Source organism: uncultured Halovibrio sp. (assembly GCF_913056445.1).
GTDB lineage: Bacteria > Pseudomonadota > Gammaproteobacteria > Pseudomonadales > Oleiphilaceae > Halospina > Halospina utahensis_B.
This window is the reverse complement of record NZ_CAJXMA010000023.1, coordinates 26,129-36,988: the sequence shown is the minus strand read 5'-3', so window position 1 is coordinate 36,988 and position 10,860 is coordinate 26,129. Positions and strand designations below refer to the sequence as shown.

Below are 10,860 nucleotides of genomic sequence, written 5' to 3'. Positions count from 1 at the left end.
CCGCCACTGCGCGGAAACAGCCTGAAGCACGTCATCCGCTCTCCCGGGCGGACAGGGCAGGCTGAACCACTGGCGGGTGACGGCATGGCGATCCTTGCGCCCCGCATAACCCACCGCTGCTGCAGGACAGCCACAGAGGCGCGCCAGCCCACGGGCAACCCAATCGGTGTTGTCACCGCTTTTCTCAAGCTGGATAAGAAGGTGTTCGCCCTCACCGTCGGGAGACCACCCCAGGTTCTCAGTAACCCCGAAATCCCCCGGGTCCACACGGATGCGGCCGGTTCCGACAGGTTCTCCCCCGGCCCGCGGCCAGTCCAGGCGCCAGCCCGTCACGAGCCCCCGCCGCTGCGACGGCTTTCGACCAGACAGACCGCCTGGGCCGCAATGCCCTCGGCGCGCCCGACGAACCCCAGCCGTTCGGTCGTGGTGGCTTTCACGCTGATCCGTTCCGGGTTCACCGCCAGGTCTTCCGCGATGTTGTGGCGCATGGCATCCACATGGGGACCCATCTTCGGCGCCTGTGCCATGACTGTGGCATCAATATTGACCAGCTGGTAGCCCTGCATCCGCACCTGACGATAGACCTCGCGCAGCAGCGCACGGCTGTCCGCATCCCGCCAGCGCTGTTCGGTATCGGGAAACCAGTGGCCGATATCGCCCAGGGCGATGGCCCCCAGCAGGGCATCGCTGACGGTGTGCAGCAGCACGTCTCCATCCGAATGCGCTCGCAGTCCCTGATCATGAGGGATGACCACGCCACCGATGCGGATATGATCGCCCTCCTCAAAGGCGTGGACGTCGAACCCCTGCCCGACTCGTATCATGTTACGGCCCCTCCGGCCTGTTGCTGTTGTTCGATCAGCCATGCCGCCATGGCCAGGTCCCCCGGATGGGTCACCTTGATATTGTCCGCCCGGCCCGGTACCACGAGCGGCTTCAGGCCCAGATGTTCCACCGCCGAGGCCTCATCCGTTACCGGCGCCCCGGCTGCCGCGGCCCTGAGCAGCGCCCGTTCCAGCACCCCGGCGGGAAACAGCTGGGGGGTCTGGGCCCGCCAGAGATGGCTCCGGTCCCGGGTTGCCAGCACATGGCGGGCCCCATCCACTTCCTTGATCGTATCCGTGACTGCCTGGGCCAGAAGGCCTCCGGCCTCACTGCAGCCAGCCCCTTCCATGAGGGCGTGGATATCCCCTCCTGTGATACAGGGGCGGGCGGCATCGTGCACCAGTACGGGGTGCTCCTCAGGAAGTGCCAGCGCCTGCAGAGCGTTCAGCACGGACTCGGCACGGGTGGCGCCGCCAATACAGGTACGGACGGAGTCTGCCGCCGCGCTGCGGGTAGACGCCCACCAGCCATCCCCGGCCCCCAGAGCCACCATGAGGGCTGCGCCAGGCACTGCCCGGGCCAGCCGCTCGAGGGTGACGTCGATCAGGAAGGCGTTACCGAGATACTGGTACTGCTTGGGGCGCTCGCCCCCGACACGGGCACCGACGCCCGCGGCGGGTATAACAATGGCTGGGGGGAGGCCGTCTGAGGCGGCATTGGGCGGCATGGATACGGTTCAGGGCTCCACAACCAGGAAAAAGGTCTCATCCTCGCCGATCATGCCGAGGTCGCGACGGGCGCGCTCCTCGATCGCACGGGTGCCGTCGCCGAGGTTGTTCACCTCGGCGAACAGCTCCTCGTTACGGTGACGGAGCCCGGCATTGATGGTCTTCTGCTCATCGATCTGCTCCTGCAGGGCCCAGGCGTGGGGCAGGCTGTTCTCACCCGCCCAGAGCCGGACCTGCAGCAGCAGGGTCAGCACGGCCATAATGCCCCACAACCATTTCATGCACGACGCTCCCTGACGCGTCAGGGGTGCCTCAGCCCCCCTGCCCCTTGATTTCGGTCAGACCGCGATACTCGGCCCGATCCCCGAGCTGCTCTTCAATCCGCAGCAGCTGATTGTATTTCGCCACCCGATCGGAACGACAGAGGGACCCGGTCTTGATCTGCCCGGCGCTGGTGGCCACGGCCAGATCCGCGATCGTGGTGTCCTCGGTCTCGCCCGAACGATGCGAGATAACCGCAGTATAGCCCGCATCCTGCGCCATGCGAATGGCATCCAGGGTTTCACTGAGACTGCCGATCTGGTTGAACTTCACAAGAATGGAATTCGCGACGCCCTTGTCGATGCCTTCCTTGAGGATCCGGGTATTGGTCACGAACAGGTCGTCCCCGACCAGCTGGACCTTGCTGCCCAGGCGCTCGGTCAGGGTTTTCCACCCGTCCCAGTCGCCTTCGTCCATGCCATCCTCGATGGAGACGATCGGAAAGCGGTCGCACAGGCCGGCAAGATAGTCACTGAACTCGGCGGCGTTGTACTGCTTGCCCTCGCCTTTCAGGTCGTAAACGCCGTCACTGTAGAACTCGGAGGAGGCGCAGTCGAGCGCCAGGGTGACGTCCTTGCCGAGGGTATAGCCCGCCCCTTCCACGGCTTCGCGGATGGCCTCGAGCGCAGCTTCGTTGGACGGGAGGTCCGGCGCGAAACCGCCTTCGTCGCCCACACCGGTGTTCAGGCCCTTGCTGTTGAGGACCTTCTTGAGGCTGTGGAACACCTCGGCGCCGCAGCGCAGGGCTTCGCGGAAGGTCGGCGCGGACACCGGCTGGATCATGAATTCCTGGATGTCGACGTTGTTGTCCGCGTGCTCGCCGCCGTTGAGGATGTTCATCATGGGCACGGGCATGGAGAACTGGCCGGCGGCGCCGTTGATTTCGGCCATGTGTTCGTACAGGGGGTTGCCCAGGGCGGTGGCGGCGGCCTTGGCGCTGGCCAGGGAGACGGCCAGGATGGCGTTGGCGCCGAGGTTCTGTTTGTTGTCGGTGCCGTCGAGCTCGAGCATGGCATTGTCGATGGCGCGCTGGTCGGCGGCATCCATACCCTTGAGGGCGCCGCGGATGCGGTCGTTCACGGCGGCGACGGCTTTCTGTACGCCTTTGCCGAGGTAGCGGTTCTTGTCCTTGTCGCGCAGTTCGAGCGCTTCCCGGGAGCCAGTGGAGGCGCCGGAGGGTGCGCAGGCGCTGCCGATCTGGCCGGATTCGAGGATCACGTCGGCTTCGACGGTGGGGTTGCCGCGGGAGTCGAGGACCTCGCGGGCCTTGATGTTGGCGATTGTTGTCATCCGTTCAACCTCTCTTATCTTTGAATCAGTCAGTGATTCAGGAAATGAAATCGAGTCTGAAAGTCATTTCAGGAGGTGGGGAAGGCAGTCCTTTACGGGATACGCTGTAAATACATCCCTGTACGCTTGTCTTCCGCCATCCATGGCTCCAGACAATCCCGTAAAGGACTGCCTTCCCCACCTCTTCAAACCTTGTTGGTCACGCTGTATCCAGCGGCTCAAACCCCTTGATCAAATCATCCAGTTGTTTGAGTTGCGAAAGAAAAGGCTCCAGCTGTTCGAGCCTTAGTGCACAAGGGCCGTCGCACTTGGCCTGATCCGGATCCGGGTGCGCTTCCAGGAAGAGGCCGGCCAAGCCCTGTGACAGGCCAGCGCGGGCCAGTTCGGTGACCTGTTCGCGGCGCCCGCCGGCGGAGTCGGCGCGGCCGCCGGGCATCTGCAGGGCGTGGGTGACGTCGAAGAACACCGGCACACCGAGTTTCTTCATGGCGCCGAAACCGAGCATGTCCACGACCAGGTTGTTGTAGCCAAAGCTGGTGCCGCGTTCGCACAGTATGACCCGCTCGTTACCGGCTTCCCCGCACTTGGTGATGATGTGGTTCATTTCCTGGGGCGCGAGGAACTGGCCTTTCTTGACGTTGATGACGGCGCCGGTCCGGGCCATGGCGACCACCAGGTCGGTCTGGCGTGACAGGAACGCGGGCAGCTGGATCACGTCGCAGACGTTGGCGGCCGGTTGCGCCTGGTGCGGTTCGTGGACGTCGGTCAGGACCGGAACGCCGTAGCGGTCGCGGATTTCCTCGAGGATGGCCAGCCCTTTTTCCAGGCCGGGGCCGCGGAATGAATGCATGGAGGAGCGGTTGGCCTTGTCGAAGGAGGCCTTGAAAACATAGGGAATGCCCAGCCGGGCGGTTACCTGGCTGTAGGCGTCCGCCACTTCCAGCGCGAGCTCCCGGGATTCCAGCACGTTCATGCCGCCGAACAGCGTGAACGGGCGGTCGTTGGCGATGCTCAGGTCAGCGATGTCGATGGTGCTATACGCCATGGTGAGCGCCCTCGGCAGTCGGGTTCAGGATTCGCCCCTGCGGGCCAGCGCGGCTTCCACAAAGCCCTTGAACAGCGGATGGCCATCACGCGGCGTGGATGTGAATTCCGGGTGGAACTGGCAGGCGACGAACCACGGGTGCTCCGGGACTTCCACCATTTCCACCAGGCTGTTGTCGCCGGAGCGCCCGGCCACGCGCAGGCCCGCTTCCTCCAGCTTGGGCAGAAGCAGGTTGTTGACCTCGTACCGGTGGCGGTGGCGCTCGCGGATCACGTCCTTGCCGTAACACCGATGCGATGTGGTTCCCGGTTCAAGTCGACAGTCCTGGGCGCCCAGACGCATGGTGCCGCCCAGATCGGAATCCTCGCCGCGCTTTTCCAGCTGGCCGTGTTCGTCCACCCACTCGGTGATCAGGCCCACCACGGGGTACGGTGAGTCCTTGCGGAACTCGGTGCTGTGGGCCCCGGAAAGCCCGGCGATGTTGCGGGCGTATTCGATAACGGCCACCTGCATCCCCAGGCAGATGCCCAGGTAGGGAATGCCGTTCTCACGCGCGTAGCGCACGGCGCTGATCTTGCCTTCCACCCCCCGCTCGCCGAAGCCACCGGGTACCACGATGCCGTCAACGTCTTCCAGGGCCGCCTCGCCCTCGCGTTCCAGGTCCTCGGAATCGACGTACTTCATCTTAACGTCGGTCCTGGTGTGCAGCCCGGCGTGGCTCAGTGCCTCAATCAGGGACTTGTAGGCATCCAGCAGCTCCATGTACTTGCCGACCATGGCGATGGTCACTGTCTTGTCGGGATTCTGCTCCCACTCAAACACCTGGTCCCATTCGGACAGGTCCGCCGGACCCACGTTTAGGTTAAAGCGTTCAACGATCAGCTGGTCCAGATCCATCTCGTGGAGCATGCGCGGCACACGGTAGATGCTGGGCGCATCGCACAGCGGGATGACGGCCCGCTCCTCGACGTTGGTGAAGAGCGCGATCTTGCGCTGCGAGCTGGCGTCCACCTCATGCTCGGAGCGGCACAACAGAATGTCCGGCTGCAGGCCGATGGAACGCATCTCCTTAACGGAGTGCTGGGTCGGCTTTGTCTTCACCTCGCCGGCAGTGGAGATGTAGGGCACCAGCGTCAGGTGCATGAAGAGCGCACGCTGGGGCCCGACTTCGACACGCAGCTGGCGCGTGGCCTCCAGGAAGGGCTGGGATTCAATGTCACCGACGGTACCGCCAACCTCCACCAGGGCAACATCCACGTCACCGGCGCCCTCGACAATGCGACGCTTGATTTCATCCGTGATGTGCGGGATCACCTGCACCGTCCCGCCCAGGTAGTCGCCACGGCGTTCCTTGCGGATGACTTCCTCGTAGACCCGGCCACTGGTGAAGTTGTTGCGCTTGCTCATGGTCGTGCGAATGAAGCGCTCGTAGTGACCCAGGTCCAGATCCGTCTCGGCGCCATCCTCGGTGACGAAGACCTCGCCATGCTGGAACGGGCTCATGGTGCCGGGATCCACATTGATGTAGGGATCGAGCTTGAGGATGGTGACCCTGAGGCCACGTGCCTCGAGGATGGCGGCCAGTGATGCTGATGCAATGCCCTTGCCGAGCGAGGACACAACCCCGCCGGTGACAAATATATAGCGCGTCATGCGAATCCCGTATTCTGCCCGATTGCCAGTTGTGAGGAGGAGGGAGGCGTCGCCTCAAGATGGGATGACAGGCTACCAGAAAGGGGGTCGAGCCTCAATTTGCAAAAGGCGCTACACCATAACGGCATGCCGACCTCTATACTGTGCGTATGAAGGAACTTGTGTTCGCGATTGTTGAGATGACGCTGCTCGCCGCTCCCTGGCTGCTGTTGGGCCTGCTGGTGGCGGGGCTGGTGCGCGGCCTGGTGCCCCGGGCGCGCATCCGGCAGTGGCTCAGCGGCGACGGCATCCGGCCCATCATGCGGGGTGCCGTCCTGGGTGTTCCCCTGCCCATGTGCTCCTGTGGCGCCATTCCGACCGCGCTGGCGCTCTACCGGGGTGGCGCCGGGCGCGGCCCGACCACCTCCTTTCTGGTGGGTACGCCGGGCGCGGGCGTTGATTCACTCTCACTCACCTTTGTGCTGATGGGTCCCTTCATGATGGTGGCCAGGGCGCTGGGCGCAGTTGTCGCAGCGATCAGTACCGGCCTGCTGACCGCCCTGAGCCACGGCGGTGCAACCGCCGCGGAACCCGCGGAGGCAGCCTGCAACTCCGGTTGCTGCTCCTCCGGCTGTGACGGCGGCGATGTTATGGCGGACGCCGATGAAACAGCCCCGGGGCTGCGCCACGGCCTGCGCTACGCGTTCACCGAGATGCTCGACGACATCAGCGTCTGGATTGCCATTGGCCTGGCCGTGGCCGGCCTTTTGATCACGCTGACGCCGCCCCAGGGGCTGGCGGTGCTGGGCAGCGGCATCGGCCCCATGCTGCTGATGGCGCTGATCGGCGTCCCCCTTTACCTGTGCGCCGCCGCAACTACCCCCATTGCAGCAGCCCTGATGCTGGAAGGGCTATCCCCCGGCACCGCGCTGGTTCTGATGCTCGCCGGCCCTGTAACCAGCCTGGCCACTCTCAGCATTTTCCAGCGAGAAATGGGCACCGGGGCACTGCTCCTCTACCTCACCGGCATCGTGGTGAGCACTGTTGCAGCGGGGCTGGCGACCGACGCCGTCATTGCCGGCTTTAACCTGGACATCCAGGGCTCGGTCCAGGGGGTTCAGGAATGGATTCCCGCCTGGCTGGAATGGAGCGCTCTCGCCCTTCTGGTGATAATGGCCGTGCCCTGGCTCCGGCGCACTCTCATCAGGGAGACCCACGATGACTGAACCTGAAGAAACAGACGCCGTACCGGCGCAACAGGATGAAGCGGAGCAGCGACACGAGCCGCGGCGCTACCAGGTAAGCGCCAATCGCGGTCGGGCCCGCCACCGCCTGCGCTATGTTGAGAGCGGTGGTGCAACCGAGGAACAGAGTGAGGGCGAGTGCGGCCTGTGCCGCGACCTCCCGGTCAGATGACGGCTTTCGCCGCGGCCCGCCCCGCATTACGGCCCGAGAACAGGCAACCACCCAGGAAGGTGCCTTCCAGCGCACGGTAACCGTGCATGCCGCCGCCACCGAAGCCGGCCGCCTCCCCCACTGCATAGAGGCCGGGGATACGCTCACCCTGTTCGTTGAGAACCTGGGCCTCCAGGTCCGTTTCCAGGCCGCCCAGTGTCTTGCGCGTCAGGATATTCAGCCGCACCGCGATCAGGGGGCCGTGGGCCGGGTCCAGCATCCGGTGCGGCTTGGCCGTGCGCACCATCTTGTCACCGGAGAATTTCCGGGCATTGTGCATGGCCATGACCTGGAAATCCTTGGTGAAGGGGTTTGTCAGCTGCCGGTCGCGCGCCTCGATCTGGCGGCGGATGTCCGCCGGGTCCAGCAGGTGGTCGCCACTGAGTTCGTTCATCCCCTTAACCAGATCCTCGATATTGTCCCGGACCACGAAGTCCACCCCGTTCTCCTTGAAGGCCTCAACAGGGCCAGTACCTTTCCTGCCGAAGGGCCGCTTCAGGGTCTGTGCCCAGCTCTTGCCGGTAATGTCCGGGTTCTGCTCGGAACCTGAAAGGGCAAACTCACGTTTGATGATGCTCTGGTCCAGGATGAACCAGCTGTAGTCGTAGCCGGTGGACTGGATGTACTCCAGTTGCCCCAGGGTATCCGAGCCAGGATACAGGGGCGCAGGGAAACGCCGGCCGGTGGCATCGAACCAGAGGGAGGACGGACCGGGAAGGATGCGGATGCCGTGGTTCGGCCAGATAGAATTCCAGTTCTGGATGCCCTCAACGTAGTGCCACATCCGATCCGGGTTGATCACGCGCGCGCCGGCAGCCTCGGTGATATCGATCATGCGCCCGTCCACATGGGCCGGCACCCCACTGACCATACGCTGGGGCGGGCGCCCGAGCCGTTCCGGCCAGTTGCGGCGCACCATCTCATGATTGCCGCCAATGCCCCCCGAGGCCACGATCACGGCCTGGGCCCGGAACTCGAAGTCATCCTTCTCCTCCCGGTTGGTCTCAACGCCCCGCTCGGCCCGGTCATCAGCCAGCACACTGCCACGCACACCATCCACATGGTCGCCAGTGGTCAGCAGCTCGTCCACACGATGACGCCAGCAGAACCGGATCAGCCCCCGGGCCTCCGCTTCCCTGGCCCGCCTCTCAAAGGGCTCAACAATACCGGGGCCTGTCCCCCAGGTGATGTGGAACCGGGGTACGGAATTGCCGTGACCGCAGGCGTCATAACCACCCCGCTCGGCCCAGCCCAGCACCGGAAAGACACGATGGCCCATCTCGCGCAGCCAGGCGCGCTTCTCACCCGCGGCGAAGTTCACGTACGCCTCGGCAACACGGCGCGGCCAGTAGTCCTCGTCCCGGTCAAAGCCGGCCGTACCCAACCAGTCCTGCCACGCCAGTTCCGGGGAGTCCTTGATACCCATGCGCCGCTGTTCGGGCGAATCGACGAACAGCAGCCCACCCAGCGACCAGTACGCCTGGCCTCCCAGATTCTGTTCGGACTCCTGCTCCACAATCAGAACACGCCGACCCGCATCGGCCAGCTCCGTAGCCGCCACCAGCCCCGCAAGGCCGGCGCCGACCACAATGACATCCGCATCCTGAGCCATAACTACCTCGTTGTTGTGCTTATTGTTGTGCAAAACTGAACGAAAGCAGCAACAGATTCAAGACACTTCAGGAGACGGGATCAGCTGCTCGAGTGCTGAAGACTGTCCGGATCGATGGATTCCGCCTCGTCCGACTGGAACAGCCCCTCCAGTTCGTCGATGATTTCCTGGTCACTGGGGTTACGGCTGCCCTTCTCCTGATGGATGGCGTAGTACTTGCGCAACTCCTCCTCATCGTGATCCCGGAAGACCTGCACCGCTTCGCGGGCCTCATCCTCATCCCAGCCGAAGATCTGCAGCAGCTGCTCGCCCATGTGCATGCTGCCCGACAGGGTCTCGCGAGTGATCACCCGGCAGCCGAGATCCATCAGGCGCCAGGCGTGCTGGCGGTTGCGCGCACGGGCGTAGACCGGAACGGTCGGGAAGTTGCGCCGGACATGGTCCACGATGCGCATGGAGTACTCCGCATTCTCCACCGCGACAATGATGGCCTGTGCATCCCGGGCGCCTGCGGTTGTCAGCAGGTCCACGCGTGCCGGGTCGCCATAGTAGATGCGGTGCCCGTAACGGCGGATGAAATCAACCTGCAGGGGGTTGGCATCCAGCGCGGAGAACGGGATCTCGGCGCTGTGCAGCAGTCGGCCCACCATCTGGCCAAAGCCCCCGAAGCCGCAGATCAGAACCTTGGGCTTTTCCTCATCCTCTCCCACCGAATCATAGGGCCGATCGTCGATCTCCGAGGTGGCCAGCATCGGATCCAGAATCCGACGATTGAAAAGGAAGGTGAAGGGCGTGGCGGCCATGGTGAGGATCACCACCGCAAACAATACGTCGGTCACGGACTCGCTCATGACCCCGTAGGTCATGGCCATGGAGAACAGCACGAACGCCAGCTCACCACCCTGGGGCATAAGTGCGGCGAGTGCCCTGCTGCCCTTGTCATCGAGCCCACCAAGCCGCCCGACAGCATAGAGAACGGTGATCTTGAGCAGCAGCACCCCGCCAGTGATACCGAACACCAGCCCGGGCATATCCGCCAGCATGTGCAGATCGGCCGACATGCCCACGGACATGAAGAAAAGCCCCATCAGCAGCCCCTTGAACGGCTCGATGGAGAGATGGATCTCATGCCGGTATTCGGAGTCCGCCAGCAGTACGCCGGCCAGAAAGGCCCCCAGCTCCATGGGCATGCCGGCCATCTTCAGGATCTGGGACACCCCGAGCACCACCAGCAGCGCGGTAGCGGTGAAGGTCTCGCGTGCACCGATGCGCGCCACCGTGCGGAAAACCGGCCGCAGCAGGTAGTGGCCGCCAACGATCACCGCGACCAGCACCACCAGGGTGCGGGCAATGGCCTGGGCGATTCCGAGCGGGTCCATGGACGCGGTACTGCCCTCACCCATGAGCGGAATCGCAGCCAGCAGCGGCAGCAGCGCAATGTACTTGAACAGCAGCATGGCAAAGGCGCTGCGGCCATGGAGCGAGGAAAGCTCATTATGCTCGGAGAGCACCTGCATGGCGAAGGCCGTGGAGGAGAACGCCAGACCCAGCGCGATGATCAGCGACGTCTGCCAGTCCAGACCGAATCCGGCCCAGGCGACTACGCCCATCGGGATGGCACACACAAGCACGCCGGCCATCCCCTGACCGAAGATGTTCCTGCGCATCACCCAGAGCCGTTGCGGCGCCAGCTCCAGTCCCACGAGAAACAGCAACAGCACCACCCCGATCTTGGCGAAGCGCAGCATACTCTCGACATCGTCGATCACACTGAACAGTGACGGGCCCATGATGACACCGGCAACCAGGTACCCGAGCACGGCTCCGAACCCCAGCCACTGGAAAATGGGCACGGCAATCACCGCCGCCAGCAGGAACAGGGTTACTTCCAGCAGGAAATCCAATGCACGCACTCCTTAAAGCCGGTTCGATCGGGGCTCACTCGGGCCACG

11 protein-coding genes are annotated in these 10,860 nt (G+C 64.2%); 2 read left to right on the top strand and 9 right to left on the bottom strand.

Annotation, left to right across the window (positions count from 1 at the left end; genetic code table 11):
- The 7 genes from truD to QZ501_RS06790 all read right to left on the bottom strand — a co-directional run.
- A partial coding sequence (gene truD, locus QZ501_RS06820; protein WP_295718252.1) for a tRNA pseudouridine(13) synthase TruD occupies positions 1 to 333 on the bottom strand: 333 nt, incomplete at its 3' end.
- Positions 330 to 824: a 2-C-methyl-D-erythritol 2,4-cyclodiphosphate synthase gene (ispF, locus tag QZ501_RS06815; protein WP_192497230.1), complete on the bottom strand. Its 495-nt coding sequence runs from the start codon at positions 822 to 824 to the stop codon at positions 330 to 332. The genes ispF and truD, both read right to left, overlap by 4 nt.
- Positions 821 to 1,552 carry a 2-C-methyl-D-erythritol 4-phosphate cytidylyltransferase gene (ispD, locus tag QZ501_RS06810; protein WP_295718248.1) on the bottom strand — a complete coding sequence of 244 codons (732 nt, stop codon included), beginning with the start codon at positions 1,550 to 1,552 and terminating at the stop codon, positions 821 to 823. Before ispD ends, ispF begins: the two co-directional genes overlap by 4 nt.
- Before the next feature lie 9 nt (positions 1,553 to 1,561).
- Positions 1,562 to 1,834: a septum formation initiator family protein gene (locus QZ501_RS06805; RefSeq protein ID WP_077530768.1), complete on the bottom strand. Its 273-nt coding sequence runs from the start codon at positions 1,832 to 1,834 to the stop codon at positions 1,562 to 1,564.
- Between the two features lie 31 nt (positions 1,835 to 1,865).
- A complete protein-coding gene (gene eno / locus QZ501_RS06800; RefSeq protein WP_295718246.1) occupies positions 1,866 to 3,164 on the bottom strand; it encodes a phosphopyruvate hydratase in 1,299 nt (432 codons plus the stop codon).
- A 199-nt stretch (positions 3,165 to 3,363) separates the two neighbouring features.
- Entirely contained in the window at positions 3,364 to 4,209 is an 846-nt protein-coding gene (kdsA, locus tag QZ501_RS06795; protein WP_295718243.1) for a 3-deoxy-8-phosphooctulonate synthase, read from the bottom strand.
- 24 nt (positions 4,210 to 4,233) lie between these two features.
- Complete coding sequence (locus QZ501_RS06790) at positions 4,234 to 5,862, bottom strand: CTP synthase (protein ID WP_151438973.1); 1,629 nt, start codon at positions 5,860 to 5,862, stop codon at positions 4,234 to 4,236.
- A 149-nt stretch (positions 5,863 to 6,011) separates the two neighbouring features.
- Here QZ501_RS06790 and QZ501_RS06785 point away from each other — a divergent pair, with 149 nt between their 5' ends.
- Together QZ501_RS06785 and QZ501_RS06780 are read left to right on the top strand one after the other, a co-directional pair.
- Positions 6,012 to 7,067 (top strand): SO_0444 family Cu/Zn efflux transporter, encoded by a 1,056-nt coding sequence (locus QZ501_RS06785; protein ID WP_295718239.1) that lies wholly within the window; start codon positions 6,012 to 6,014, stop codon positions 7,065 to 7,067.
- Positions 7,060 to 7,257 (top strand): hypothetical protein, encoded by a 198-nt coding sequence (locus tag QZ501_RS06780; RefSeq protein WP_095617541.1) that lies wholly within the window; start codon positions 7,060 to 7,062, stop codon positions 7,255 to 7,257. The genes QZ501_RS06785 and QZ501_RS06780 overlap by 8 nt, the downstream gene beginning before the upstream one ends.
- Here the strand turns inward: QZ501_RS06780 and QZ501_RS06775 are convergent.
- Both QZ501_RS06775 and QZ501_RS06770 read right to left on the bottom strand, forming a co-directional pair.
- A complete protein-coding gene (locus QZ501_RS06775) occupies positions 7,250 to 8,908 on the bottom strand; it encodes an FAD-binding dehydrogenase (RefSeq protein ID WP_151438971.1) in 1,659 nt (552 codons plus the stop codon). The two genes, QZ501_RS06780 and QZ501_RS06775, sit on opposite strands and share 8 nt — an antisense overlap.
- 80 nt (positions 8,909 to 8,988) lie before the next feature.
- Positions 8,989 to 10,812, bottom strand: coding sequence for a monovalent cation:proton antiporter-2 (CPA2) family protein (locus tag QZ501_RS06770; protein WP_160898024.1), 1,824 nt, complete (start codon positions 10,810 to 10,812; stop codon positions 8,989 to 8,991).
- Positions 10,813 to 10,860: the final 48 nt, after the last annotated feature.

Coding starts and splice junctions, on each gene's coding strand:
- ispF (WP_192497230.1), bottom strand. CDS start 824: ATGATACGAGTCGGGCAGGGGTTCGACGTCCACGCCTTTGAGGAGGGC.
- ispD (WP_295718248.1), bottom strand. CDS start 1,552: ATGCCGCCCAATGCCGCCTCAGACGGCCTCCCCCCAGCCATTGTTATA.
- QZ501_RS06805 (WP_077530768.1), bottom strand. CDS start 1,834: ATGAAATGGTTGTGGGGCATTATGGCCGTGCTGACCCTGCTGCTGCAG.
- eno (WP_295718246.1), bottom strand. CDS start 3,164: ATGACAACAATCGCCAACATCAAGGCCCGCGAGGTCCTCGACTCCCGC.
- kdsA (WP_295718243.1), bottom strand. CDS start 4,209: ATGGCGTATAGCACCATCGACATCGCTGACCTGAGCATCGCCAACGAC.
- QZ501_RS06790 (WP_151438973.1), bottom strand. CDS start 5,862: ATGACGCGCTATATATTTGTCACCGGCGGGGTTGTGTCCTCGCTCGGC.
- QZ501_RS06785 (WP_295718239.1), top strand. CDS start 6,012: ATGAAGGAACTTGTGTTCGCGATTGTTGAGATGACGCTGCTCGCCGCT.
- QZ501_RS06780 (WP_095617541.1), top strand. CDS start 7,060: ATGACTGAACCTGAAGAAACAGACGCCGTACCGGCGCAACAGGATGAA.
- QZ501_RS06775 (WP_151438971.1), bottom strand. CDS start 8,908: ATGGCTCAGGATGCGGATGTCATTGTGGTCGGCGCCGGCCTTGCGGGG.